This window comes from Mesorhizobium sp. M0029, assembly GCF_040323735.1.
Taxonomy (GTDB): domain Bacteria; phylum Pseudomonadota; class Alphaproteobacteria; order Rhizobiales; family Rhizobiaceae; genus Mesorhizobium.
In genome coordinates this window covers 45856-71265 of sequence record NZ_JAMYVF010000019.1, presented here as the reverse complement: position 1 = coordinate 71265, position 25410 = coordinate 45856, and the positions used below count along the sequence as shown (strand labels likewise).

Below are 25410 nucleotides of genomic sequence, written 5' to 3'. Positions count from 1 at the left end.
GACCGCTGGCACGGATGTCCCGCATATAGAGAATTTTCTGGAATAGTTCTAGACAGTTGCGGAGCAAATTTGTGCGATGCGGCAGCTATCGCGCGGTAAAGTTTTCGGGACGGGCAGGCATGCGGCTGATTGCCGAAAATCTGGGCGGCGAACGCGGCGGCGAGACGGTCTTTTCCGGCATAGGTTTTGCGCTCGACAAGGGCCAGGTGCTGGTCGTCACCGGGCCGAACGGCTCGGGCAAATCGACGCTGCTCAGGGTCATCGCCGGGCTGCTACCGAAGGCGCAAGGCGATGTGCGCATCGAGGGCGGCGAGAGGTTTCCGACGATCGCTTCGGCGGTCCACTATCTCGGCCACCTCAATGCAATGAAGACGGCGCTCAGCGTGGCGGAGAATCTGCGCTTCTGGCGCGATTTCAACGGCGACGGTCAGTCGGGTGTGTGGGAGGCGCTGGAGACGGTTGGTCTCGGCGGCATCGGCCATCTGCCTTTCGGATATTTGTCGACCGGGCAAAGGCGGCGGGCGGCGATTGCGAAATTGCTGGTCAGTCATAAGCCGCTGTGGCTGCTGGATGAGCCGACGGCTGGGCTGGACAAGGCCTCGGAGGCGCGGTTTGCGGGGCTGATGACGAGGCATTGCGCGGAGGGCGGGATTATTGTCGCGGCGACGCATTTGCCACTGGGATTGGATGGGGCGAAGGAATTGAGGATGGGAGCAATAGGGTGATGTCGGCATTCCCGCCCACCCCCCTCTGCCCTACCGGGCATCTCCCCCGCAGGGGGGGAGATCAGATGTCATGCCGGCTTTCGCCAATCACCGGCATTGAAAAAGAGGCGTCAGCAACGGAACTGCCAATCTCCCCCCTTGCGGGGGAGATGTCCGGGAGGACAGAGGGGGGTGTGAAGGAACGCCACCTTCGGCAAGATGGCGATCAAACCGCAGGCGCGGCTCGCCAATGCTAGCCCTCTTCCTGCGCGACGTCCGTCTCTCAATCCGTGCCGGGGGCGGGGCGCTCACCGGCGTCATCTTCTTCCTCGCCGTCATCGCCACCATCCCCTTCGGTGTCGGACCGGACCTGAAGCTGCTCGCCCGCATCGGTCCGGCGATCCTTTGGATCGGCGCTCTGCTCGCCTGCCTGCTCGGCCTCGACCGGCTGTTTCAGGCCGATCGCGAAGACGGTTCGCTCGATCTTCTGGTGCTGGGCAATGACCGCCACATGCTGGCGCTGACGGTGCTGGTGAAGTGCCTGGCGCACTGGATGGGCAGCGTTCTGCCGCTGGTGGTTGCGGCACCTCTGCTCGGCCTGTTCATGAACATGGAGCCGCTCAGCATCGGCGCCACCGCGCTCACGCTGCTGGTCGGCACGCCGGCCATCACTTTCATCGGCGCGGTCGGGGCGGCGGTGGCGGTGGCGCTGCCGCGCGGCGGGCTGCTGATCTCGGTGCTGGTGTTGCCGCTGACCATCCCGGTGCTGATCTTCGGGGTGTCGGCGAGCTACGGCGCGGTGGCCGATCCTGATCCGTTCCTGCAGCCCTTCCTCATTCTTGCCGCGCTGACGCTGTTTCTTGCCGTGCTGGGTCCGGTGGCGGCAGCACTGGCGCTGCGGCATGGAACGGATTGATATGACCGCTGCGGCGCGACGATCAATTGCGAAGCCCCAGCCGCAAAGCTAAGAAAGCCGCAAAGCTATGGGAAGGCCATGATCGAGCACGACGAAGTGACGGTGGAAGGGGAGCGAAGCGCATGAGTGCACACGCACTCTATGTCGCGGCCGCCTATGGCATCACGGTGATCGTGCTGGCCGGGCTGATCGGCTGGATCCTGCTCGACCAGCGGACCCGTAAGCGCGAACTGGCAGACCTCGAAGCGGCCGGCGTGCGGCGTCGCTCGGACAAAACCGGTACTGGGGCCAGCACTGGGGCCAGCAAGCCATGAGCACGGAAAGCGAAACGCCGGCGTCGCCGCGCCGCCGCCTGATCGTGCTGTTGCCGCTGCTGGTTTTTCTCGGCCTCGCCGGATTGTTCCTGTCGCAGCTTTTGTCGGGACGCGATGAGGCGGCAGTGCCGTCGGCGCTGATCGGCCTGCCGGCGCCGCAGACCAACCTGCCGGCGCTGGAAGGGTCAAACCTGCCCGGGCTGGATTCGAAAGCCTTCGCCGGCAAGGTAACGCTGGTCAACGTCTTTGCATCGTGGTGCGCGCCGTGCCGGGAAGAGCATCCGGTGCTCTTGCAGCTGTCGCAGGACAAGCGCTTCGTCATGGCCGCGCTAAACTACAAGGACCAAGCGCAAAACGCGCGCCGGTTCCTTGGTGATCTCGGCAATCCGTTCCAGGCGATAGGTGTCGACGAGGCCGGCCGCACGGCCATCGACTGGGGCGTCTACGGCGTGCCGGAAACCTTCGTCATCGGCAAGGACGGCAAGATTGCCTACAAGCATGTCGGGCCGCTGACAGGGGAGTCGGCGAGGGATGTTCTGTTGCCGCAGATTGAAAAGGCGCTCGCGGCACCGGGCTGACGTTGGCGCCATGCCCCCTCATCCTCCTCCCCGTGGGGGAGAAGAGGGAAGCATCGGCACAGGCTAGCTCCTCTCCCCGGGGGGAGAGGTCGGATTGCCCGAATTGCTCATGCAATTCGGTTTGGCAATCCGGGTGAGGGGGGCGGTGCCCCGCTGAGGTCTGAAATGCTCAGCCGTAGATCTGCCTGTGGACCTGGTAGAGCATTTCCGAGCGGTCGGCGCGCAGGTCGGCCAGATCGCGGCTCGTCAGGTTTTCGATTTCCGCGACGAGGCGGTTGTAGTGGCGGCGCTTGGCCATCGAGGAGCGCGCGCGGGAGAAGAGGTTGTCAAAAGCCATAGCAAGGGTCCTTTCGTGCCGCATATCAGCGGTGAATTTGTTCCTCCCTTGGTCGTTCGCAACATGACATAGGAATGGTGCGATGCAAAAAGAAGATGTTGCAATGCACCATTGCACAGGGCGCATAGCGGGTTAATACAGCGCTACAGCACCACAAACGGCCGGACAGGCTGGCGGGCCATGCCGGCCGGGCACCTTTTGTCTTACAAATTGCGCCTGCGCCACCTTGCCATCGCGCCCGCAGGCTGGCTTGATCCGCGCGTCACGTGATGCCCGGAGGAAATGCATGGCGACCGCAGACTATTACGAAATTCTCGATCCACGTTTCGCGCGGCTGTTCAACGGCAACGCCCAGGTGGAAAAGCTGTTTACCGGATGTCAGTGGGCGGAAGGACCGGCCTGGTTCGCCGCCGGCCGCTATGTCGTCTGGTCCGACATCCCCAACAACCGCATGCTGCGCTATGACGAGACCGACGGCAATGTCAGCGTCTTCCGTCAGCCCTCCGGCAATTCCAACGGCAACACCGTCGACCGCCAGGGCCGACTGGTGACGTGCGAGCATTCCGGCCGCCGCGTCAGCCGCACCGAGCATGACGGTTCCGTCACCACCATCGCGGCCGAATGGAAAGGCAAGCGGCTGAATTCGCCCAATGACGCGGTCGTGAAATCCGACGGCTCGATCTGGTTCACCGATCCGAGCTACGGCATCGACACCGACTATGAGGGCGACAAGGCCGAAAGCGAGATCGGCGCTTGCAATGTCTACCGGGTCGATCCTGATACGGGCGAGGTCGAGGCCGTCATCACCGACATGGTCCGGCCTAACGGGCTTGCCTTTTCACTGGATGAAAGCCAGCTCTATGTCGTCGACACCGGCCGCACCCATGGCGCGCAGAACCCCGCGCATATGCGGGTCTTCAACGTCGGCAAGCACGGCAAGAAGGTCTCGGGCGGGAAGGTGTTCGCTGACTGCACGGCCGGCCTATTCGACGGCTTCCGGCTCGACGAGGCCGGCCGCATCTGGACCAGTGCCGCCGACGGCATCCATTGCTACGATCCCGACGGCACGCTGATCGGCAAGGTCAAGGTGCCGGAAGTGACCGCAAATTGCGTGTTCGGCGGCAACAAGCTGAACTGCCTCTACATCGCCGGCACCACGTCGCTCTACATGGTGCGGCTGATGGTGAACGGGGCGAAGACGTATTGAGGTTGCTGGAAACGCTTCTCTGGCGCCCTTGATGGCGTTTCTGCGCATGTCCGCGGCGCCTGTTGCGCGGCGGCCGCCGGAACCGCCGCCAAGCGGTTCGCCGGAGCGGATTTCGAAGCCGCCCAGCGGCGGCGGTATCAGACACAATTCAAGGGAGGACGTCATGCCATTCGTCAACATCCGCATCGTCAAGGAAGTGATCGCCGCTGATCCCGCTGGCAAGAAGGCCGACATTGCCAAAAAGGTCACGGCGGCCATCATGGACGCCACCGGGCTTAGCAATGACGACGTCTGGGTGGTGTTCGAAGAGGTCAACGCGCGCGACTGGTATGTCGGTGTGACCGATGTCGAGACGTTGCGGAAGAGGTAGCACTGCGGCACGTTGGGCGCCGCACCCTTTCGTTCGTCATCCTAGGGTCTGCGCCGCGTCGCTTCGCTCCTTGCTCCGCCCTAGGATGACGAGGCAACGTTTGCGCGTATAAAACTCGCGAAAACCTGCACCGCTTCGCGCATGGCCCGCAGGTTCTCGTCCTCTCCCAGGATCGCTTCTATCTCCGGCGGTTTCTTGCCGAGCAAGGCAATCTCCAGAACCGCATTCTCACAAAGCGCGAACGACATGGTGCGCATGATCTCGGCCAGCGCGGCGCGGGCATAGAGCGAGCGCGCGGAGGCGTGGGCCAGCATGGCGGGCTTGCCGACGGCGGCGTCGCGCGAGACCAGCCAGTCGAGCGCGTTTTTCATGCCGCCGGGCACGCCATGGGCATATTCGGGGCAGGAGACGATGATGCCGTCGGCGCTGGTGACGGCCTCGATCAGCCGCATGGCCTCGGCCGGTGTGCGCTCGCCTTCGTCATCCGGGTTGAAGATCGGCAGCAGGCCGAGCCCGTCATAGACAGTTACGCGGCAATCCGAAGGCGCGTTCGCGGACAGCGCCGCCAGCAGCGCCGAATTGGTCGAGGCGGCGCGCAGGCTGCCGGAGATGGCGAGGAGTTCGATCACGGGGAAACAGGGCTAGGGAAACCGGCAAAGGACTGCAATGGCGAATCGTACGCGAAATTTACCACAGGGTCTTGCTGTAGGCCTCGTCCAGCGAGCGGTCGAAATCGTCGGCAGTTTCGGCATGCGCCATCTGATCGGACAGGATCTGACCGAGCGTCGGCAACGTCGCGCGGTCATGCCAGCTGTCCGGCTTCCACAATTCGGAGCGCATGAAGGCCTTGGCGCAGTGCATGTAAGCGGCCTTGACGCTCACCACGACGACGCTTTGCGGTTGCTTGCCGTCGACGGTGAGGCGCTCGCGCAAACCGGCATCGACGGTTATGCGGGCGTCGCCATTGATGCGCAGCGTCTCGTTCATGCCGGGGATGAGAAAAAGCAGCCCGACCGAAGGGTTGAGCAGGATGTTTTCCAGCGTGTCCAGCCGGTTGTTGCCGGGCCGGTCGGGAATGGCGATGGTCCTGTCGTCGAGGACAAGGGCAAAGCCCGGTCTGTCGCCTTTCGGCGTCACGTCGGCATTGCCGGCGCCGTCGGAAGAACCGATCAGCACGAAAGGGCTCTTGCCGATGAAAGAGCGGCAGTGGCCGTCGAGCGCCCTGAGTTCCTTGCGCATCGAGGTGTCGGTCGGCCGCGGCGTCTTGTAGATCGTCCTCAGTTCATCGCGCGTGGTGACGAATTCCATGGCCGTCTCCGTTTATTCTGACGCAATTCCGGACGGCTTCACACTTTTCCTGGAATTGCTCTACTTGCCGGCTTCTTCCACCTTCTCGGCCTTATCCTCGATCGAATGGTGCAGGATCAGCGGCATCTGGCTGAAGGTGAACAACAGGGTGATCGGCATGATGCCCCAGACCTTGAAGGTAACCCAGAAGTCGGTGGAAAAATTCCGCCACACCACTTCATTGGCAAGAGCCAGGAACAGGAAGAACAGGCCCCAGCGGAAAGTCAGCTTGCGCCAGCCTTCGGCATCGAGGCGAAAGGCCGAATCGAAGACATAGCCGAGCAGCGATCGGCCGAAATACAGACCGCCGAGCAGCACGCCGCCGAACAGGGTGTTGACGATGGTCGGCTTCATCTTGATGAACACGTCGTCCTGCAGATAGAGCGTCAGCGCGCCGAAGATGAAGACGACGACGCCCGAGACCATCGGCATGATCGGCAAGGTGCGCAGCAGCAGCCAGGAGGCGATCAGCGCGATCGCCGTCGCCGCCATGAAAAGGCCGGTGGCGACGAAGATCGGCCCGCCGAATTCGGCCAGGACAGGAAATTTCTGCACCAGCCAGGCGCCGCGTGCATTGGCGAAGAAGAACACCATCAGCGGCCCGAGTTCCAGCACCAGCTTGAGCAGCGGATTGACGCTTTCTTTCTTCTTTCGCGGATCGGACGGGTCGCGTTCGAGGATGGGTGAGTTCATGACTTCCTTCTGACGCATGATCTTGTCCAAAAAGCCGTCAGCTCTTCGGGATCATTGCCTGTTACGCTACGCCGGCGATCGCCCTGGCGAATTCGCCGGCCGAGAATGGTTCGAGGTCGTCGACCTGTTCGCCGACGCCGATGAAGTAGACCGGCAGTTTGTGCTTTGCCGCGATCGCGACCAGAATACCGCCGCGCGCCGTGCCGTCCAGCTTGGTCATCACCAGGCCGTTGACGCCGGCGACATTGCGGAAGATCTCGACCTGATTGAGCGCATTCTGGCCGGTGGTGGCGTCGACCGTCTGCAGCACGGTATGCGGCGCTTCCGGATCGAGCTTGCCCAGCACGCGCACGATCTTTTCCAGCTCCGCCATCAGTTCGGTCTTGTTTTGCAGCCGGCCGGCGGTGTCGATGATCAGCACGTCGGAGCCGGCCTCCTTGGCGCGTTCGAAAGCGTTGTAGGCCAGGCCGGCGGCATCCGCGCCTATCTTCGAGGCGATGACCGGCGACTTCGTCCTCTCGCCCCAGATCTTCAGCTGCTCGATGGCTGCAGCGCGAAAGGTATCGCCGGCGGCCAGCATCACCGACAGGCCACCATCGGTAAGTTTGGCGGCGAGCTTGCCGATGGTCGTGGTCTTGCCGGTGCCGTTGACGCCGACCACCAGAATGACATGCGGCTTGTGCGACAGGTCGAGCTCCAGCGGCATGGCGACATGGGCCAGCACCTTCTCCACCTCGGCCGCCATGATGGTGCGGACATCCGCGTCGGAGACATCCTTGCCATAGCGGCTGGCGGCGAGCGCATCGGTGACGCGCAAGGCTGTTTCCATGCCGAGATCGGCGCGGATCAGCACGTCTTCGAGGTCCTGTAGCGTCTCTTCGTCGAGCTTTCGCTTGGTGAAAACGCCGGCAATGTTGCCGGTGAGTTCTTTCGAGGAGCGGGCAAGCCCGTCGCGCATGCGCTGGAACCAGGAGCGTCGCGGCGCCAGTTCGGGCGCCTTTTGCGGCTCGGCTTTCTGCTCGACCTTTTTGGTGACGGTGACTTTGCCGGGAGCTGGTTTTGACTGTGGCGAAGGTTGCGGGGCCGGCGCGGGCGCTAGCTCGGCAACGATGGTCTTGGCTTCGACCGGCGCGGGTACAGCTTCAACCGACGTGCGCTTTACCTCCCCCTTGATGGGGGAGGTCCCAAGCGAAGGCTGGGGGTGGGGGTGATTTGCGCTGGCGTCGGCGCCATCACCCCACCCCGCCGCTTCGCGTCGACCCTCCCCATCGAGGGGAGGGTGGGGCGCCTCGTCCTTCTCCCCGTGGCTATACGGGGAGAAGGTGCCGGCAGGAGGGGCGGCGCTGACCTCTGAGGTAGGCTGTGCGGGAGGCGCGGACGGTTGCGGCACTTCGACCGGGGCGGCCGGTTCTGCTGGAGTCTCGGCAGGCGTCGGCACTTCGACGGGAGCGGGCTCCAGCTGCGATTCCGGACGCGATGGTTCGATCTCCGGCTCGGCCGGCGCCGGCGGCACTTCTTGGGGCTGCGGCTCGGGAGCCGGCTCCGGAACGGCTGGCGGCGCAGGAACTTCTTCCGGTGCAGGCGGCTCGGGTATCTCCGGCTCAGGCTGCGGTTCTTCTACCGGCGCGGGCTCCGGCAACGGTTCCGGCTCGGATGGGACGACCGGTTCCGGCGCGGGCGGGATGGTCGGCGCGGGTTCGGGCTTCGGTTCTTCTGGCGCCGACTGCGGCGCAGGCTTTACCTCCCCCTCGATGGGGGAGGCCCCAAGCGAAGCTTGGGGGTGAGTGGCGCCGGCGTCGGCGCTCTCGCCCCTCCCCGCCACTTCGTGGCGACCCTCCCCATCGAGGGGAGGGTGGGGCGTCGGCGGCTCGGGCTCCTCGCGCTTCAAGAACTCCGGAACGACCTGTTCGGCCGCCGGCTTCAGCGCCTCAAGCGCATCCCACTTGATCGGCGGCAGGGGAGCGGTTTCGTCGATGCGCTCCTCGACGACTTCCTTCTTGCCGAACGAAAATATGTTCTTGAAAAAACCGGCCATGCTTCAATCGTCTCAGGCGGCGCAGGCAGTGAGGGGCGAGGCTATCAGGCGCGCCCCATCATGGCCGGTGATGTCTGCCTCGACGATCTCGCCCGGCGCGCCTGTGCCGAGCGCGGCAAGCGTGAACCCTTCGGTACGGCCGAGGCCGTCGCGCTCGATAAGGATCGTTTGGCGCGTTCCCGGGAGCGACGACAGATGGCGGCGATACGCAGCCTCACCAGCGGCGCGCAGCTGGGCCGCGCGCTGCTTGACCAATTCGCGGCGGACCTGCGGCATGCGCGCGGCGGGCGTGCCTTCGCGCGGCGAAAACGGGAAGACATGCAGGTGCGTCAGCCCACATTCCTCGACGATCTTTATCGAATTCTGAAACATTTCCTCGGTCTCGGTCGGGAAGCCGGCGATGATGTCGGCGCCGAAGACGATTTCGGGGCGCAGCTTGCGCACATCCTCGCAGAAGCGGATCGACTGGTCACGCAAATGCCTGCGCTTCATGCGCTTCAAGATCATGTCGTCGCCCGACTGAAGCGACAGATGCAGATGCGGCATCAGCCTGGGCTCGGTGGCGATGGCGTCCAGCAGATCGTCGTCGGCCTCGATCGAATCGATGGAGGACAGCCGCAGCCGCCTCACATCAGGCACCTGCTTCAGGATGGTCTTCACCAGCTTTCCCAGCTTCGGCGCGCCCGGCAGGTCGGCGCCGAAAGAGGTCATGTCGACGCCGGTCAGCACGATCTCGGCGTAGCCGTTGCCGGCGAGACGCTTGACCTGCTCGACAACCGCGCCCATCGGCACCGAGCGTGAGTTGCCGCGGCCATAGGGGATGATGCAGAAGGTGCAGCGATGGTCGCAGCCGTTCTGCACCTGGACGAAAGCACGTGCCCGGCCCTCAATGGCGTCGACCATGTGGCCGGCGGTCTCGCGCACCGAGAAAATGTCGTTGACGCGCGCCTTCTCGCTGTCGTTGACGCCGAAATCCGGCAGCGCGCGGTAGGAGTTGGCCTTCAGCTTCTCTTCGTTGCCAAGCACGAGGTCGACCTCGTCCATGGCGGCAAAATTCTGCGGTTCGGTTTGCGCGGCGCAGCCGGTGACGATGATGCGCGCCGCCGGATTTTCGCGGCGGGCCTTTCTGATCGACTGCCTGGCCTGGCGCACCGCTTCGGCGGTGACGGCGCAGGTGTTGAAGATAATGGCGCCGCCTTTGAGCGCGCCGAGACCTGCGCTTTCGGCCTCGCGGCGCATCACTTCGGATTCATAGGTGTTGAGACGGCAGCCAAAGGTGACGACGTCTATGCCTTGGGAGTTGGGGCCCTTGGTATCGGCAAGTGCAGACATCAGGCCGCGCTTTCGGTGTCGCGGGCCCAGGTGCCGGTCGACGGATCGAAATTGCCGGAAAACTCCCATTCGGCAGCGCCGGTCAGGATGACGTGGTCGTCGTCGCGCCATTCCACATGCAGCGAGCCGCCGCCGGGCGTCATCAGCGTAACGCTGCGGCCGGTGCGCCGGGTGCGGGCAGCGGCGACGACGGAAGCGCAAGCGGCCGAGCCGCAAGCCCTGGTCAGGCCGGCGCCGCGCTCCCAGGTGCGGATGATCATCGTCTCCGGCGACGTTACCTGGGCGATGGTGATGTTGGCGCGCTCGGGGAAGATCGGATGGTTTTCGAGCAGCGGGCCGAAACGCTCGAGTTCGTAGGACCAGACATCGTTGTCGACCCAGAAGATAGCGTGAGGGTTGCCCATCGAGAGAGCCGAAGGCGAATGCAGCACCGGCGCGTCGATGGGGCCGATCTGCAACTCGATCATGCGGGTGTCGCGGAATTCCTCGGCCAGCGGAATGTCCTGCCAGCCAAAGCGCGGAGTGCCCATGTCGACCGAGATGGTGCCGTCGGCATGTTCGACGGCGTTGAGGATGCCGGCGCGGGTCTCGAAGGTGAAAGTCTTCTGGCCGGTTTCGGCGGCCAGCGCCTGGACGACACAGCGCATGCCGTTGCCGCAGGCCTGCGCGCCCGAGCCGTCGGAATTCAAAATGTCGATGTAAAAGGCGGTGCCCGGCGTGCGCGAATCGTGGATCGCCATGATCTGGTCGAACCTGGTCGCCGCATCGGCGTTCAGCGCGACAGCCGACGCCGCCGTGACCCTATCGGCACGGCCACGCATGTCGGCGACGATGATTTCGTTGCCGATGCCGTTCATCTTGGCGAAGGGGGCAGTGCCTGCCATGATCTGAGGTAATTCCTGTACGTTTCGCCGCTATATGGCGGAAACGGGCGGGAATTACCAGTGTGGGCTGCGTCTAGGTTACCGCGAAAACGCCGAGCACGATCAGCAGGAAGATGACGAGAACGATGCCGATCAGCACGCGCGCGCCGGTGGCGGCGGCACCGGCCAGCGCCGGCATGCCGAGCAGGCTGGCGGCGGCAGCAACGATGAGAAGAATGATGATCCATTTGATCATGGACAATGCCTCGCAAATTGACTGCAGCGGCCTAAGAACGCATCTGCCGCGCTCTGGTTCCCTCTTGCCGCGAGGCTCTCTCCGACTGGGCGCGCTATTCGGCAATCTCGAAGTCGGTCGTGAAAGGCGCCGTCTTTTGCGAGTTCTCGTCATGCATGAGGAAATCCGCTCGGTATTTGCCGGGGGGAACGCCATCCAGGGAGACGTTTAATTTGAAGAACATCTCTCGGTTATGCGAGCGCGAGGCGAGCTGGACCCGGCCAAGCTTTTCGACGGTTCCCAGCTTCTCGCCCGACTGGGAAAGCACGGTAAGGTCAACGTAAAGCGCGATCTGGTTGTTGCCGAGCCCATCCGAGCCGTAGCCGTAACCGACCGGCTCCATATAAAGCACAATCTCTTCGCCCGGCTTGTAGACATGGTTCGGGCGCTCGGCGTAGGCGCCGAACCCGCTGGCCGACAAGATATGCTTCACATTTTGCACGCCAAGCGGCATCGCTTGCCACAGAGCGTCCTCGGCGCTGCGGAATTTGTCCAGCGCGCCGGCGCCATCACCCGCCTGCAGTGCCTTTTCGGCTTCAGCGGCGCGATCGGTGATTTCACCCGCGAAAGCGGCCGGCGTCGAAATTACCAGCGCGATCAAAACTGCCAAGATTGATTTCATCTGTTCCCCCTGTTGCGATAGACCATCGGCTAAAATGGCAGTGCCGTAAGCGGCCAAATGCAGACTCCAGCCGCGCTCGATCTCGGGAACGTCCCAAACCTCGCCCGGACGCAAGGCGCGAAACCGCTCACGCGCCAGGCCTTGCGCCTCAAGCGCTTCAGTCAGTTTTGCGCCGGCAGTTGCGCTCGACCGCCGATGCGCCGACCTGCTGCGGGCTCCGGTGCCGCTTTCGCAACCAATGTACCGGTTGGAACCGCGCTAGAGCGAAGACATGCCTTTTGTCCGCCAGCCATTTTGCGACAAATTTACAACAATTCGTGGTGCAAACCCTATTTTAACCATATCGGGTTGAAATTTCGCCACCTTCTCCATCTTGGTGAGGGGTGAGATTGTGCGGACGGCTTCCCCCCAGCCGGATCCGACGGAGGTTGGAATGATTTTTTCGAGAAGCGGGCTGATGGCCGTATCGCTGGCAGCGCTCGTTGCGAGCGGCTGTTCGACCTCGCGTTTTTCATCGATGGATGACCAGCAGCCCGCCCCGCTGCAGCCCGCGCCCGCCGGCACGGTGAGCGGAAGCCAACTGCCGCCCCCGGCAGCGCCGGGCACCACCGACCCATCGCAATTCCCGACCGCGCCGGCAGGCGCGCAGGTCGCCTCGCTGCCGCCGGACGGATCGGCGCCGGCCGGAGCCTCCGACCTTACCGCTGCGAGCGTTGCCGGCGTTTGGAACGCCAGCGTGTCCGGACAGAGCTGCAAGGTGGCGACGCCGCAGACCAAATTCGGCGCCGGCTTCCGCGCCGGGCCGCTGCATTGCCCGCCGCCCATCGACGGCATCAAATCGTGGAACGTCGCCGGCAAGCAGCTGACGCTCTATGACGAGAATGGCGGCACGCTGGCGCGGCTCTATTCCTCGGGCGGTTCGAAATTCGACGGCCAGACTACCAACGGCTTGCCGATATCGCTTACAAGATAGGCTGCCTATCCCTAGACAGCGACGTGACCGATGCATCTGCGTGACGGCCTCCAGACCCATGCGACCGTCAGGCAGCGCTACGACCATCTGGTCGCAACCGGCGCCATCGAGCGCGATGCGGCGCAGGAGCGCATCGCCGCCGCGCTCGACCGGCTGACAGACGAGATCTCGGTCAAGCGGCTGGCGCACAAGTCGAGCGCGCTCGGCTGGCTGTTTGCCCGCAAGCGCGAGACGCGCGAGGTCGTCAAGGGCCTCTACATTCATGGCGGCGTCGGTCGCGGCAAGACCATGCTGATGGATATGTTCTTCGAGCTGTTGCCGGTCAGGCGCAAGCGCCGCGTTCATTTCAACGACTTCATGGCCGATGTGCAGGACCGCATCCAGAAGCACCGGCAGGCGCGCAAGAACGGCGACGTCAAGGAGGACGACCCGATCCCGCCGGTCGCGCTTCAGCTTGCCGAACAGGCCTGGGTGCTGTGCTTCGATGAGTTTTCGGTCACCGACATTGCCGATGCGATGGTCCTGTCGCGGCTGTTTTCGGCGCTGTTCGCCAATGGCGTGGTTCTGGTCGCCACCTCGAATGTCGCGCCGCAAGACCTTTATCGCGACGGGCTGAACCGCCAACTCTTCCTGCCCTTCATCAGCATTCTCGAGCGCCACGCCCATGTGCTGACGCTCGATGCCGACAAGGACTACCGGCTGGAAAAGCTCGCCCGCACGCCTGTCTATGTCACGCCGGGGGATGCCGAAGCCGATCGTATGCTCGACGAAGCCTGGCAGGCGATGACGCACGGGGCGGCAACGGCCGAGACCGCGCTGACCCTCAAGGGGCGGCAGGTGAGAATACCGGCTGCTTTCGGCAATGCGGCGCGGTTTTCCTTCGCCGATCTCTGCGAAAAGCCGCTCGGCGCGCGCGATTTCCTGGCGATTGCCGGCCGCTTCTCGACCGTCTTCATCGATCACGTGCCGGTGCTGGGCGAAGGCAAGCGCAACGAGGCCAAGCGCTTCATCCTCCTGATAGACACGCTCTACGATCATCACACGCGGCTGGTGGTAAGCGCCGATGCCTCGCCCCCTGAGCTCTATACGGCCAGGCGCGGCAACGAGGTGTTCGAATTCGAGCGCACGGCCTCGCGGCTGATCGAAATGCAGAGCCGGGATTGGCTGGAGGACTGGGCGGAACGGCAAAAGGCGAAGGCGGAAGTGCAGGTCTGAGGGTTCGAAGAGGTCATTATGTAGTGATCCTTCGCGCCCCCCTCTGTCCTGCCGGACATCTCCCCCACACGGGGGAGATTGGCGGTTTCGGCGCTCCGCTCATTCCTGCGGCCATTGGAGATTGGCGAAAGGTCGCGTGACGTCCGATCTCCCCCCTCGTGGGGGAGATGCCTGGCAAGGCAGAGGGGGGCGCTGTCCCGCCGACGCCTAAAGGTCATACGCATACATTACAAACGCCTCCGCCTGCCCATGCTCCTCCCTGCGTTTTTCATAAAGCCCGCGCGATGGAACATTGTCCGGCTCGGTTCCAACACAGGCTTCGCCGCAACCTTTGCTCGCGGCCGAGCGCGAACATCGCGTCGAGCATTTTTCGCGCGATGCCTTGGCGCTGGTAGGCGGGTGAGACGCCGACTTCGTCGATGTAGAGTCCGTTGACCTTGTCGGGATGGCGGTGGATGATTGTGGGGCATTGGTCGACGACGCCGCTGGCCAATGCCACGATCATGAGATGACCTGATGATGAGGCGAGGTAGGCAGCAAGCCTGTCTGCCCGGACCGGCTCGTCGAACACGTCCTCGGCGATGCGCTTCACAAGGGCGTCATCGCCTGGATATAGTCTTCTGATTTCCATGCTCATTGTGTAAAATCTCCCAAGATGGCCTACAAACTTTGACGTTTACGTAAGTCCCAATGTTTCTAACCGATTGAAATCATTCACTCGAAAATAACCGATTGAATATATTTTCCACCGGGGCTACTGGATGCGGCGAAATCTAGCTGAGACCATAGCATTCCGGCCTCTTCCTCGACGCCGTCAACAGATCGCCAGGGATTTTGGGCGCCGTCACAGACAAAGGGAAAATTTCCTCACATGGCACGCAACAAGATAGCGCTCATCGGCTCCGGCATGATCGGCGGCACGCTCGCTCACATGATCGGCCTCAAGGACCTCGGCGACGTGGTGCTGTTCGATATTGCCGAGGGCATTCCGCAAGGCAAGGGGCTCGATATCGCGCAGTCGTCGCCGGTCGACGGTTTTGATTCCCGGCTGACCGGCGTCAATGATTATGCCGGCATCGAGGGCGCCGACGTTTGCATCGTCACCGCGGGCGTGCCGCGCAAGCCAGGCATGAGCCGCGACGATCTGCTGGGCATCAACCTCAAGGTCATGGAACAGGTCGGCGCCGGGCTGAAGAAATATGCACCCAAGGCCTTCGTCATCTGCATCACCAACCCGCTCGACGCCATGGTCTGGGCGCTGCAGAAGTTTTCCGGCCTGCCCAAGACCCATGTCGTCGGCATGGCCGGCGTGCTCGACAGCGCGCGCTTCCGCTATTTCCTAGCCGAGGAATTCAAGGTCTCGGTCGAGGACGTTACCGCCTTCGTGCTCGGCGGCCACGGCGATTCCATGGTGCCGATGATCCGCTACTCCACTGTGTCAGGCATTCCGTTGCCCGATCTCATCAAGATGGGCTGGACCTCGAAGGAAAAGCTCGACCAGATCGTCCAGCGCACCCGCGACGGCGGCGCCGAGATCGTCGGTCTGCTCAAGACCGGCTCGGCCTTCTACGCGCCAGCCGCCTCGGCGATCTCGATGGCCGAATCCTACCTCAAGGACAAGAAGCGCGTGCTGCCTTGCGCGGCGCATCTCTCGGGCCAGTATGGCGTCAAGGGCACCTATGTCGGCGTTCCCGTTGTGATCGGCGCCGGCGGCGTCGAGCGCATCATCGAGATCGACCTCAACAAGGCCGAGCAGAAGATGTTCGACGCCTCGGTGGCGACGGTGCAGGGCCTGACCGAGGCCTGCGTCAAGATCGCCCCGCACCTCGCCTCGAAGTGATCCCCCCAAGCAGCCGATCCGGAGACCATCCAGATGAACATCCATGAATATCAGGGCAAGGCGCTGCTGAAGAGCTTTGGCGCGCCGGTGGCCGAGGGCGTGCCGGTGTTCAAGGCAAGCGAGGCGGAAGCCGCGGCACAAGCGCTGCCCGGTCCGCTCTATGTGGTGAAGAGCCAGATCCATGCCGGCGGCCGCGGCAAGGGCAAGTTCAAGGAACTGTCGCCCGACGCCAAGGGGGGCGTGCGGCTGGCGAAGTCGGTGGCCGACGTCGTCGCCAACGCCAATGAGATGCTCGGCCACACGCTGGTCACCAAGCAGACCGGCCCGGCCGGCAAGGAGGTCAACCGCCTTTATATCGAGGACGGCGCCGACATCGATCGCGAGCTTTATCTGTCGATCCTGGTCGACCGCTCGGTCGGCCGCATCGCTTTCGTCGTCTCGACCGAGGGCGGCATGGACATTGAAGGCGTCGCCCACGACACGCCGGAAAAGATCATCACCCGCGCCATCGACCCGCTGGCCGGCGTGACGACCATCGACGTCGACATATTGGTGGAAGCGCTGGGCCTCACCGGCGATGCCGCCAAGGATGCCGGCACGCTGTTCCCGATCCTCTACAAGGCCTTTGTCGAGAAGGACATGAGCCTGCTCGAGGTCAACCCGCTGATCGTGATGAAAAACGGCCGCCTGCGCGTGCTGGACGCCAAGGTGTCGTTCGACAACAACGCGCTGTTTCGCCACCCCGAACTGATGGAATTGCGCGACACCACCGAAGAGGACGAGAAGGAGATCGAGGCGTCGAAATACGACCTCGCCTATGTCGCGCTCGACGGCAATATCGGCTGCATGGTCAATGGCGCCGGCCTCGCGATGGCGACGATGGACATCATCAAGCTCTACGGCGCCGAGCCCGCCAACTTCCTCGATGTCGGCGGCGGCGCGTCGAAGGAGAAGGTGACGGCGGCGTTCAAGATCATCACTCGGGATCCGGCGGTCAAAGGCATCTTGATCAACATCTTCGGCGGCATCATGAAGTGCGACATCATTGCCGAGGGCGTGATTGCCGCGGTCAAGGAAGTCGGCCTGGAAGTGCCGCTGGTGGTGCGCCTCGAAGGCACCAATGCCGAACTCGGCAAGAAGATCATCAACGACAGCGGCCTCAACGTGGTGTCGGCGGACGATCTCGACGACGCAGCCAAGAAGATCGTGGCGGCGGTGAAGGGCTGAGGAACTAGGAGCGCGCTAGGTGGCTGGCTTCCCCCTCCACTGGGAAGAAGAGGTACAAAGTCTTGATCTATTACCTGACCACTGCCCGTATTCCATCGAAGAAATCGAACAGTACCTTTGGCGGTGCCACTATCACTGGATGCTGGACGAAAAATCGATGCACTACAAAGTGCGGGGTGTCGTCGCAGAGCAGATAGAGAATGGGCGGCGTTTCTGGCTTTATCAGGCATCAGATGAGATTGGACGTGAGTGGTACGTTGTTGTTGGAACAGGAAAAAGCCCGCTCAAATCTACGATGAAAATGCGGGGCTGGATGTATGGCAAAGAGAATGTTCTCGGACATCCGCCTGATCGTTTCTTGAGAGACGAGATTGATGAGCAGCACATTGCAGACGCCAAATGACGAAAAAGGAATGAACCTGTGCCTCCGCGCAAGATAAACCTCGTCGAGGCGGCGGATGCGAAGATCAGCAAGGTCTTCGATCCGCATATTGCCGGCGACGTCAATGACAGCCAGGCGAAGGTTGCCAAGTTCGGCGAGACCTTCGACTGGCATGCGCATGAGCATGAGGACGAAGCCTTCCTCGTCCTGCGCGGGCGCATCGCCATCGATTTCCGCGACGGTCCGGTCGAGCTCGGCGAGGGCGATTTCATCGTCGTGCCGCGCGGCGTCGAGCACCGGCCGCGGTCGCTGACCGCCGAGCCGGTGGTGCTGATGTTCGAACCGGCAACGACGCTCAACACCGGCAACGCCAAGAGCGACCTCACCGTCTCCGACCTGAAGCGGCTCTGATCATGAACGCCTTCTCGCTCTCGGCCGATCACCAGCGCCTGCAGGCGCTGGTCGGCGCGTGGCGCGGCGAGGAAGAGGTGGCGGAAACGCAGTGGGCCGATGGCGGACCGGCGACGTCGGACGTGCTGGCAGAGGCACAGTTCGGCGGACTGTTCGTGGTCCAGCGCTATCGCCAGCGCCGCGACGGCACGGTCTCGTTCGGCTCGCACAGCGTGTTCGGCTTCGATCAGCCAAACAGGCTCTTCACCATGCACCAGTTCGACTCCATGGGTTTTGTGCCGGCCTCGCCGGCCACAGGAACGTGGAACGGCGATGAGCTGGTTCTGGAGCGGTCGTCGCCGCGTGGCTCAGCGCGCGTGACGTATATTTTCGACAATGCCGATGCCTACCGGATGCGACTGCATTTCAAACCTGCCGGCAGCGACAGCTGGCAAGACATGGTGAGCGGCGTCTACCGGCGCGTCTCGCCTTCCCCGATCAACGGCTTTTAGAAAAGGGCTCCGATGTCCATTCTCATCGACAAGAACACCAAGGTGCTGGTTCAGGGCCTGACCGGCAAGACCGGCACGTTCCACACCGAGCAGGCCTTGGCCTATCACGGCACCAAGATGGTCGGCGGCATCCATCCCAAGAAGGGTGGCGAGACCTGGACCGGCGCCAAGGGCGAAAACCTGCCGATCTTCGCTTCCGTTGCCGAGGGCAAGGAAAAGACCGGCGCCAATGCCTCGGTTGTCTATGTGCCGCCGGCGGGCGCCGCCGAAGCCATCCTCGAAGCCATCGAAGCCGAGATCCCGCTGATCGTCTGCATCACCGAAGGCATTCCGGTGATGGACATGGTCAGGGTCAAGGCGCGGCTCGACCGCTCGACCTCGCGGCTGATCGGCCCGAACTGCCCCGGCGTGCTCACCCCCGACGAATGCAAGATCGGTATCATGCCCGGCAACATCTTCCGCAAGGGCTCGGTCGGCGTTGTTTCGCGCTCGGGAACGCTTACCTATGAGGCAGTGTTCCAGACCACCAATGTCGGCCTCGGCCAGACCACCGCCGTCGGTATCGGCGGCGACCCCGTAAAAGGCACCGAGTTCATCGACATGCTCGAAATGTTCCTTGCCGACGACGAGACCAAGTCGATCATCATGATCGGCGAGATCGGCGGTTCGGCCGAGGAAGACGCCGCGCAGTTCCTCAAGGACGAGGCCAAGCGCGGCCGCAGGAAACCGATGGCGGGCTTCATCGCCGGGCGCACTGCGCCGGCCGGTCGCACCATGGGCCATGCGGGCGCGGTCATCTCCGGCGGCAAGGGCGGCGCGGAAGACAAGATCGCGGCGATGGAATCGGCCGGCATCAAGGTATCGCCATCGCCGGCGCGTCTGGGCACGACCCTGGTCGAGGCGATCAAAGGCTAAGTGAGTAGCGAGTAGTGAATAGCGAATAGGGAAAAGAGAGTAACGGCGCGACCCGGAAAAAATCCCTACTCGCTATTCGCTATTCGCTACTCACTATTCGCTTTTGAAAAGGAGACGGAGCCAGGCTCCGCAGACAAAAATGGCAAGACAAGATCAGGCCAACGACCAATTTTCGCTCACCTCTTTCCTGTATGGCGGCAATGCCGACTATATCGACGCGTTGTATGCCTCCTATGAGGATGATCCAGAGTCAGTAAACCCCGAATGGCAGGATTTCTTCGCCGGGCTGAACGACGACGCCGGCGATGTGCGCAAGAACGCCAAGGGCGCTTCCTGGGCAAAGCCGTCCTGGCCGCTGCAGGCCAATGGCGAACTGGTGTCGGCGCTGGACGGCAATTGGGGCATCGTCGAGAAGCATCTGGAAAAGAAGGTCAAGGACAAGGCGGTCACCAATGGCGTCGTGCTATCGGATGCCGACGTGCATCAGGCGACGCGCGATTCGGTGCGCGCCATCATGATGATCCGCGCCTTCCGCATGCGCGGCCATCTGCACGCCAATCTCGACCCGCTCGGCATCGCCAAGCCGCTTGAGGACTATAACGAGCTGTCGCCGGAAAATTACGGTTTTACCGCAGCCGACTACGACCGGCCGATCTTCCTCGACAATGTGCTCGGCCTCGAATTCGGCACCATCCGGCAGATGCTGGAGATCCTGACCCGCACCTATTGCTCGACGCTAGGTGTCGAGTTCATGCACATTTCCGATCCCGAGGAGAAGGCCTGGATCCAGGCGCGCATCGAGGGTGCCGACAAGGAGATTTCCTTCACCGCTACGGGAAAAAAAGCGATCCTGCAGAAGCTGGTCGAGGCCGAAGGCTTCGAGCAGTTCATCGATGTCAAGTACAAGGGTACCAAGCGCTTCGGCCTCGATGGTAGCGAAGGCCTGATCCCGGCGCTGGAGCAGATCATCAAGCGCGGCGGCCAGCTCGGCATGAAGGAGATTGTGCTCGGCATGGCGCATCGCGGCCGGCTGAACGTGCTGTCCCAGGTGATGGCCAAGCCGCACCGCGCCATCTTCCACGAGTTCAAGGGCGGCTCGGCCGCTCCTGACGAGGTCGAGGGCTCGGGCGACGTCAAGTACCATCTCGGCGCCTCGTCGGACCGCGAATTCGACGGCAACAAGGTGCATCTGTCGCTGACCGCCAATCCCTCGCATCTGGAAATCGTCGATCCGGTTGTGATGGGCAAGGCGCGCGCCAAGCAGGACTATCTGTTCGGCCGCAGCCGCGAGGAGATCGTGCCGCTGGAAGAGCGCGCCAAGGTGCTGCCGCTGCTTCTGCATGGCGATGCCGCCTTTGCCGGCCAAGGTGTGATTGCCGAAATCCTCGGCCTGTCGGGGTTGCGCGGCCACCGCGTCGCCGGCACGCTGCATTTCATCATCAACAACCAGATCGGCTTCACCACCAATCCGCGCTTCTCGCGCTCGTCGCCCTATCCGTCCGACGTCGCCAAGATGATCGAGGCGCCGATCTTCCACGTCAATGGCGACGACCCGGAAGCGGTGGTGCATGCCACCAAGGTGGCGATCGAATTTCGCATGAAGTTCCACAAGCCGGTGGTGGTGGACATGTTCTGCTATCGCCGCTTCGGCCACAATGAGGGCGACGAGCCAGCCTTCACCCAGCCGATCATGTACGCCAACATCCGCAACCACAAGACGACGGTGCAGATCTATGGCGAGCGGCTGATCGCCGAGGGCCACATCAGCCAGGCCGAACTCGACAAGATGAAGGCCGACTGGCGCGCCCATCTGGAATCCGAATGGGAAGTCGGCCAGCACTACAAGCCTAACAAGGCCGACTGGCTGGACGGTGCCTGGTCCGGCCTGCGCACCGCCGACAACCAGGACGAACAGCGCCGCGGGAAAACCGCGGTGCCGGTCAAGGTGCTGAAGGACATCGGCAAGAAACTGACCGAGGTGCCGAAGGGTTTCGAGGCGCACAAGACCATCATCCGCTTCCTCGAAAACCGCCGCCAGGCGATCGACTCCGGCGAAGGCATCGACTGGTCGACGGCCGAGGCGCTGGCCTTCGGCGCCATCCTGCTCGACGGCAATCCGATCCGGCTCTCCGGCCAGGATTCAGAACGGGGCACCTTCTCGCAGCGCCATTCCGTGCTCTACGACCAGAAGGACGAGACCCGCTACATCCCGCTCAACAATCTGTCGGCGGCACAGGCCGGCTACGAAGTCATCAACTCGATGCTGTCGGAAGAGGCGGTGCTTGGCTTCGAATATGGCTACAGCCTGGCCGAGCCGAAGGCGCTGACGCTCTGGGAAGCGCAGTTCGGCGATTTCGCCAACGGCGCCCAGGTGGTGTTCGACCAGTTCATCTCGTCGGGCGAGCGCAAGTGGCTCAGAATGTCAGGCCTGGTATGCCTGCTGCCGCATGGCTATGAAGGCCAGGGTCCGGAGCATTCTTCGGCCCGGCTCGAGCGCTTTCTGCAGCTTTGCGCCGAAGACAATATGCAAGTCGCCAACTGCACCACGCCGGCCAACTACTTCCACATATTGCGCCGGCAGCTGAAGCGCGACTTCCGCAAGCCGCTGATCCTGATGACGCCGAAATCGCTGCTGCGCCACAAGCGGGCAGTGTCGACGCTGCCGGAGATTTCGGGCGAAAGCTCGTTCCACCGGCTTTTGTGGGACGATGCCCAGCTGCTGCAGAACCAGACGATCAAGCTCACCAAGGATTCCAAGATCCGCCGCGTCGTGCTGTGCTCGGGCAAGGTCTATTACGACCTGTACGAGGAACGCGAGAAGCGCGGCATCAACGACATCTATCTCTTGCGCGTCGAACAGCTCTATCCGTTCCCGGCCAAGGCGCTGATCACCGAACTGTCGCGCTTCCGCAATGCCGAGATGGTGTGGTGCCAGGAGGAACCCAAGAATATGGGCGCCTGGTCGTTCATCGATCCGTATCTGGAATGGGTGCTGGCTCATATCGACGCCAAGCACCAGCGGGTGCGCTATACCGGACGTCCTGCGGCGGCATCGCCGGCGACCGGCTTGATGTCGAAGCATTTGGCGCAGCTCGCCGCCCTGCTCGAAGACGCGCTCGGCGAATAGAACAAACCCGGCGAATAGAACAGACAGAGAAGAAACGGAACAGGCACAATGGCTACCGAAATCCGCGTTCCCACTCTCGGCGAATCCGTCACCGAGGCGACCATCGGCAAGTGGTTCAAGAAGGTCGGCGATGCCATTGCCGTCGACGAGCCGCTGGTCGAGCTCGAAACCGACAAGGTGACGGTGGAGGTGCCTGCTGCCGCCGCCGGCACGCTGGGCGAGATCACCGCCAAGGAAGGCGAGACCGTTGGCGTCGGCGCGTTGCTGGGTTCGATCTCGGCAGGCGTCGCCACGGCCGCCCCGGCGTCCAAGCAGGAGACCAAGCCGCAAGCGGTGTCGCAGGCTTCGAGCCCGGACGCAGCGCACACGACCAGGCAGGCTGCGGCTGAGACCGCCAAGATAGCCGGCGACGCCGGGCCGGTCGAGCCGCGCACCATGCCGCCGGCGCCAGCTGCCGCGAAGCTGATCGCCGAGAACAATCTGTCGGTCGACCAGGTTTCCGGGTCGGGCAAGCGCGGCCAGGTGCTGAAGGGCGATGTGCTCGACGCGATTTCCAAGGGCGCGCCGTCGCAGCCGGCCGAAATTCCGAAGGCCGCACCGGCTCCGGTCGCTGTGCGTGCGCCGTCTTCGGGCGACGATGCGTCGCGCGAGGAGCGCGTGCGCATGACCAAGCTGCGCCAGACCATTGCGCGCCGGCTGAAGGAAGCGCAGTCGACCGCCGCCATGCTGACCACCTTCAACGAGGTCGACATGTCGGCGGTGATGGCGCTCAGGACCAAGTACAAGGACATCTTCGAGAAGAAGCATGGCGTGAAGCTCGGCTTCATGGGCTTCTTCACCAAGGCGGTTACGCACGCATTGAAGGAAATCCCCTCGGTCAATGCCGAGATCGACGGCACCGACATCATCTTCAAGAACTATGCCCATATCGGCGTTGCCGTCGGCACCGAAAAGGGTCTCGTCGTGCCAGTGGTGCGCAATGCCGACCAAATGTCGATTGCCGAGATCGAGAAGGATATCGGCCGGCTGGGCATCGCCGCGCGTGACGGCAAGCTCTCGGTCGCCGACATGCAAGGCGGCACGTTCACGATCTCCAACGGCGGCGTCTACGGCTCGCTGATGTCGACGCCGATCCTCAATGCGCCGCAGTCCGGGATTTTGGGCATGCACAAGATCCAGGACCGGCCGGTCGTGGTCGGCGGCCAGATCGTGATCCGGCCGATGATGTACTTGGCGCTGAGCTACGATCACCGTATCGTCGACGGCAAGGAAGCCGTGACCTTCCTGGTCCGCGTCAAGGATAGCCTGGAGGATCCCGAACGGCTGGTGCTTGATTTGTGATCGGAGCTGATCCGTCATGAGCGGCTGGCTGGCGCGGTTTGGGTTCAAGCTCGGTCGAGTAGCGGGTAGCGTATTGAGGCGTTCCCGGCCGGCGGCTTCCGCCGCCATCTCTCCGCCGGCCACATCGACTGAATGGGATTCGGCGCCGGCGAGCAGCAATCTCGGTGTCTTCGCTCTCAGCGAAGCCGAAATGGCGGAGCGGAAGATCATCGTCACCGCGATCGGTGAGCTTGAGCTACCGACCGGCGAAATCATCGCTTGCGATCCACTGATTACCGGGCTGGAACGGCCTGTGTTTAGCCGTAAGGTCAGGCCGGGATGCTATCCAGTCACGTTGCTTGAGGCGCAAGGCCGTGTTGCTGCAGCGGTATTGCGGTTTGGCACTGGCTTGCCGGTGCGGTGGGAGTTGGCTGCCTTCGTCCGCGACGTCGGCACATCGTCCTGGAAGTCTGGATTTATTGTCGATGATAATGTTGCTTCGTTCATGGACAAGTCGGTTCTGACGCTGATGTCCGAGCAGGAGGAACTCGACAGCTATCTTGCTGACGTTGCATGCTCGTTCGACAAGTTCCGCATGGATAATCCGGTTGATGGAAATCCGCTTAATATAGCCATGTTCGACACTGGCTTCGGTGATGGGAACTATTATTCCTTCTGGGGACTGGATGCGGCCGGCGAGCCGCTGGTCTTGATGACCGATTTCGAGGTGCTCGAAAACGCCGACGGCCGCGAGAGCAGCCCGAGCAATTCATGACAAACATCGCTTCGCCAATGATCGGATTTATGGCCGGGCTGGCTGTTCTCGCAGCGGGTTACGAGGCGCATGCCGCCTGCCCGCTGGCGCTTGCTGTCTATGGCGATGCCGAAAGCGAGGCCGGCATTGACCGGTGACGAGCTTGCCGGCTGCACGGTGTGGCAGGGTGTCGTCTACAGCGCCGACGATAAGGGCAACATCGCGCTCCTGGCGGCGGAAGGCACGGACGCGCCGCAGAGCCTGATCTTCCCCGATCTGGGTCCATCGTTGCAGATGTCGTCCGCCTTTGGCTCCATCGGTTTTTCGAAACTGCCGTGGGATGTGTTTTTGCTGAAAGGTTGCCAGGAATGAGCGCGGCGAAGAAAGTTCTTCTGGTCACCGGCGGCGGCCGCGGCATTGGTGCGGCCACTTGCCGGCTTGCGGCGAAGGCCGGCTACCGCGTCGCGGTCAACTATGCCGCAAACGAGGCCGCGGCCCAGGCGCTGGTCGCCGAGATCGAGGCCGGTGGCGGTGAAGCGATAGCGGTCAAGGGCGATGTCGGCGTCGAGGCTGACATCGTCGCCGTGTTCGAAGCCGTCGATAGCGCCTATGGCCGGCTCGACGCCCTGGTCAACAATGCCGGAATCGTCGACGTCAAGGCGCGCGTCGACGAGATGAGCCTGGCGCGGCTGGAGCGCATGATGCGCATCAACGTCATAGGCTCGTTCCTGTGCGCGCGCGAAGCGGTCAAACGCATGTCGAGCAAGCATGGCGGCCAGGGCGGCGCCATCGTCAACATCTCGTCGGCGGCGTCGCTACACGGCTCGGCCGGCGAATATGTCGACTATGCCGCGTCCAAGGCGGCGATCGACACGTTCACGCTCGGCCTGGCGCGCGAAGTCGCGACCGAAGGCGTGCGGGTCAATGCGATACGGCCGGGCATTATCGACACCGAGATCCATGCTTCGGGCGGCCAGCCGGACCGGGTCGAGCGGTTCCGCGACATGCTGCCAATGAAACGAGCCGGCACGGCCGATGAAGTCGCGTATGCCGTTCTCTATCTTTTGTCGGATGAAGCGTCCTACACGACGGGCGCAATCCTGAATGTAAGCGGCGGCCGCTGAGCCCCAAGCTAAGGGAAA

The 25410-nt window shown here is 63.0% G+C and carries 30 protein-coding genes; 20 read left to right on the top strand and 10 right to left on the bottom strand.

What is annotated here, in order from left to right:
- Positions 1-119: 119 nt before the first annotated feature.
- From ccmA to NKJ76_RS25910, 4 genes are all read left to right on the top strand, one after another.
- Positions 120-725 carry a heme ABC exporter ATP-binding protein CcmA gene (gene ccmA / locus NKJ76_RS25925; RefSeq protein ID WP_352538684.1) on the top strand — a complete coding sequence of 202 codons (606 nt, stop codon included), beginning with the start codon at positions 120-122 and terminating at the stop codon, positions 723-725.
- 229 nt (positions 726-954) lie between these two features.
- Positions 955-1620: a heme exporter protein CcmB gene (gene ccmB / locus NKJ76_RS25920; RefSeq protein WP_023824364.1), complete on the top strand. Its 666-nt coding sequence runs from the start codon at positions 955-957 to the stop codon at positions 1618-1620.
- A 122-nt stretch (positions 1621-1742) separates the two neighbouring features.
- A complete protein-coding gene (ccmD, locus tag NKJ76_RS25915; RefSeq protein WP_352538683.1) occupies positions 1743-1934 on the top strand; it encodes a heme exporter protein CcmD in 192 nt (63 codons plus the stop codon).
- Positions 1931-2512 carry a DsbE family thiol:disulfide interchange protein gene (locus NKJ76_RS25910; protein WP_023687679.1) on the top strand — a complete coding sequence of 194 codons (582 nt, stop codon included), beginning with the start codon at positions 1931-1933 and terminating at the stop codon, positions 2510-2512. The genes ccmD and NKJ76_RS25910 overlap by 4 nt, the downstream gene beginning before the upstream one ends.
- 169 nt (positions 2513-2681) lie before the next feature.
- Here NKJ76_RS25910 and NKJ76_RS25905 read toward each other — a convergent pair whose 3' ends face one another.
- Complete coding sequence (locus NKJ76_RS25905) at positions 2682-2849, bottom strand: hypothetical protein (RefSeq protein WP_023687680.1); 168 nt, start codon at positions 2847-2849, stop codon at positions 2682-2684.
- A gap of 286 nt (positions 2850-3135) precedes the next feature.
- Here NKJ76_RS25905 and NKJ76_RS25900 point away from each other — a divergent pair, with 286 nt between their 5' ends.
- Together NKJ76_RS25900 and NKJ76_RS25895 are read left to right on the top strand one after the other, a co-directional pair.
- Positions 3136-4056 (top strand): SMP-30/gluconolactonase/LRE family protein, encoded by a 921-nt coding sequence (locus NKJ76_RS25900; protein WP_023671738.1) that lies wholly within the window; start codon positions 3136-3138, stop codon positions 4054-4056.
- 163 nt (positions 4057-4219) lie between these two features.
- On the top strand, positions 4220-4426 hold the full coding sequence (locus tag NKJ76_RS25895) for a tautomerase family protein (protein ID WP_352538682.1): 207 nt from the start codon (positions 4220-4222) through the stop codon (positions 4424-4426).
- Positions 4427-4506: 80 nt separating this feature from the next.
- Here the strand turns inward: NKJ76_RS25895 and NKJ76_RS25890 are convergent, their stop codons facing one another.
- The 8 genes from NKJ76_RS25890 to NKJ76_RS25855 all read right to left on the bottom strand — a co-directional run bounded on the left by NKJ76_RS25890 (position 4507) and on the right by NKJ76_RS25855 (position 11601).
- Positions 4507-5055, bottom strand: coding sequence for an NADPH-dependent FMN reductase (locus NKJ76_RS25890; protein WP_023683853.1), 549 nt, complete (start codon positions 5053-5055; stop codon positions 4507-4509).
- Between the two features lie 58 nt (positions 5056-5113).
- Complete coding sequence (locus NKJ76_RS25885) at positions 5114-5734, bottom strand: pyridoxamine 5'-phosphate oxidase family protein (protein ID WP_023683854.1); 621 nt, start codon at positions 5732-5734, stop codon at positions 5114-5116.
- A 60-nt stretch (positions 5735-5794) separates the two neighbouring features.
- Complete coding sequence (locus NKJ76_RS25880; RefSeq protein WP_023745428.1) at positions 5795-6466, bottom strand: septation protein A; 672 nt, start codon at positions 6464-6466, stop codon at positions 5795-5797.
- Positions 6467-6527: 61 nt separating this feature from the next.
- Positions 6528-8501 carry a signal recognition particle-docking protein FtsY gene (gene ftsY / locus NKJ76_RS25875; protein ID WP_352538681.1) on the bottom strand — a complete coding sequence of 658 codons (1974 nt, stop codon included), beginning with the start codon at positions 8499-8501 and terminating at the stop codon, positions 6528-6530.
- 12 nt (positions 8502-8513) lie between these two features.
- A complete protein-coding gene (mtaB, locus tag NKJ76_RS25870; protein ID WP_031204470.1) occupies positions 8514-9833 on the bottom strand; it encodes a tRNA (N(6)-L-threonylcarbamoyladenosine(37)-C(2))-methylthiotransferase MtaB in 1320 nt (439 codons plus the stop codon).
- The gene (dapF, locus tag NKJ76_RS25865) at positions 9833-10717 is read right to left on the bottom strand and encodes a diaminopimelate epimerase (RefSeq protein WP_023687687.1); all 885 of its coding nucleotides are present in this window, start codon (positions 10715-10717) and stop codon (positions 9833-9835) included. Before dapF ends, mtaB begins: the two co-directional genes overlap by 1 nt.
- Before the next feature lie 73 nt (positions 10718-10790).
- Entirely contained in the window at positions 10791-10952 is a 162-nt protein-coding gene (locus tag NKJ76_RS25860; RefSeq protein WP_023683859.1) for a DUF1328 family protein, read from the bottom strand.
- 94 nt (positions 10953-11046) lie between these two features.
- Complete coding sequence (locus NKJ76_RS25855) at positions 11047-11601, bottom strand: hypothetical protein (RefSeq protein WP_245262864.1); 555 nt, start codon at positions 11599-11601, stop codon at positions 11047-11049.
- A 445-nt stretch (positions 11602-12046) separates the two neighbouring features.
- On the opposite strand from NKJ76_RS25855, the gene NKJ76_RS25850 reads away from it, so the two are divergent.
- Complete coding sequence (locus NKJ76_RS25850) at positions 12047-12586, top strand: protease inhibitor Inh/omp19 family protein (RefSeq protein WP_023687689.1); 540 nt, start codon at positions 12047-12049, stop codon at positions 12584-12586.
- Positions 12587-12616: 30 nt separating this feature from the next.
- Positions 12617-13801: a cell division protein ZapE gene (gene zapE, locus NKJ76_RS25845; protein ID WP_352538680.1), complete on the top strand. Its 1185-nt coding sequence runs from the start codon at positions 12617-12619 to the stop codon at positions 13799-13801.
- Between the two features lie 268 nt (positions 13802-14069).
- On the opposite strand, the gene NKJ76_RS25840 is transcribed toward zapE, so the two are convergent.
- Entirely contained in the window at positions 14070-14438 is a 369-nt protein-coding gene (locus NKJ76_RS25840; RefSeq protein ID WP_352538679.1) for a GNAT family N-acetyltransferase, read from the bottom strand.
- A 234-nt stretch (positions 14439-14672) separates the two neighbouring features.
- Here NKJ76_RS25840 and mdh point away from each other — a divergent pair, with 234 nt between their 5' ends.
- The 12 genes from mdh to NKJ76_RS25785 all read left to right on the top strand — a co-directional run bounded on the left by mdh (position 14673) and on the right by NKJ76_RS25785 (position 25392).
- On the top strand, positions 14673-15641 hold the full coding sequence (gene mdh / locus NKJ76_RS25835; RefSeq protein ID WP_023670541.1) for a malate dehydrogenase: 969 nt from the start codon (positions 14673-14675) through the stop codon (positions 15639-15641).
- A 33-nt stretch (positions 15642-15674) separates the two neighbouring features.
- Positions 15675-16868, top strand: a complete 1194-nt coding sequence (sucC, locus tag NKJ76_RS25830) for an ADP-forming succinate--CoA ligase subunit beta (protein ID WP_352538678.1) — start codon at positions 15675-15677, stop codon at positions 16866-16868.
- Between the two features lie 19 nt (positions 16869-16887).
- Entirely contained in the window at positions 16888-17271 is a 384-nt protein-coding gene (locus NKJ76_RS25825; RefSeq protein WP_155923990.1) for a hypothetical protein, read from the top strand.
- A gap of 18 nt (positions 17272-17289) precedes the next feature.
- The gene (locus NKJ76_RS25820) at positions 17290-17661 is read left to right on the top strand and encodes a cupin domain-containing protein (protein WP_023730254.1); all 372 of its coding nucleotides are present in this window, start codon (positions 17290-17292) and stop codon (positions 17659-17661) included.
- A 2-nt stretch (positions 17662-17663) separates the two neighbouring features.
- Positions 17664-18152 (top strand): DUF1579 family protein, encoded by a 489-nt coding sequence (locus NKJ76_RS25815; protein WP_023710227.1) that lies wholly within the window; start codon positions 17664-17666, stop codon positions 18150-18152.
- A 12-nt stretch (positions 18153-18164) separates the two neighbouring features.
- Positions 18165-19067: a succinate--CoA ligase subunit alpha gene (gene sucD, locus NKJ76_RS25810; RefSeq protein WP_023730253.1), complete on the top strand. Its 903-nt coding sequence runs from the start codon at positions 18165-18167 to the stop codon at positions 19065-19067.
- Between the two features lie 139 nt (positions 19068-19206).
- Complete coding sequence (locus NKJ76_RS25805; RefSeq protein WP_352538677.1) at positions 19207-22194, top strand: 2-oxoglutarate dehydrogenase E1 component; 2988 nt, start codon at positions 19207-19209, stop codon at positions 22192-22194.
- A gap of 48 nt (positions 22195-22242) precedes the next feature.
- Entirely contained in the window at positions 22243-23535 is a 1293-nt protein-coding gene (gene odhB, locus NKJ76_RS25800; protein WP_023670535.1) for a 2-oxoglutarate dehydrogenase complex dihydrolipoyllysine-residue succinyltransferase, read from the top strand.
- 16 nt (positions 23536-23551) lie between these two features.
- On the top strand, positions 23552-24289 hold the full coding sequence (locus NKJ76_RS25795; RefSeq protein ID WP_050485860.1) for a DUF4241 domain-containing protein: 738 nt from the start codon (positions 23552-23554) through the stop codon (positions 24287-24289).
- Positions 24286-24426 (top strand): hypothetical protein, encoded by a 141-nt coding sequence (locus NKJ76_RS32460; protein WP_502902344.1) that lies wholly within the window; start codon positions 24286-24288, stop codon positions 24424-24426. Before NKJ76_RS25795 ends, NKJ76_RS32460 begins: the two co-directional genes overlap by 4 nt.
- Entirely contained in the window at positions 24416-24640 is a 225-nt protein-coding gene (locus tag NKJ76_RS32455; RefSeq protein ID WP_023826882.1) for a hypothetical protein, read from the top strand. Before NKJ76_RS32460 ends, NKJ76_RS32455 begins: the two co-directional genes overlap by 11 nt.
- Positions 24637-25392, top strand: a complete 756-nt coding sequence (locus NKJ76_RS25785) for an SDR family oxidoreductase (RefSeq protein ID WP_352538676.1) — start codon at positions 24637-24639, stop codon at positions 25390-25392. The genes NKJ76_RS32455 and NKJ76_RS25785 overlap by 4 nt, the downstream gene beginning before the upstream one ends.
- Positions 25393-25410 lie beyond the last annotated feature (18 nt).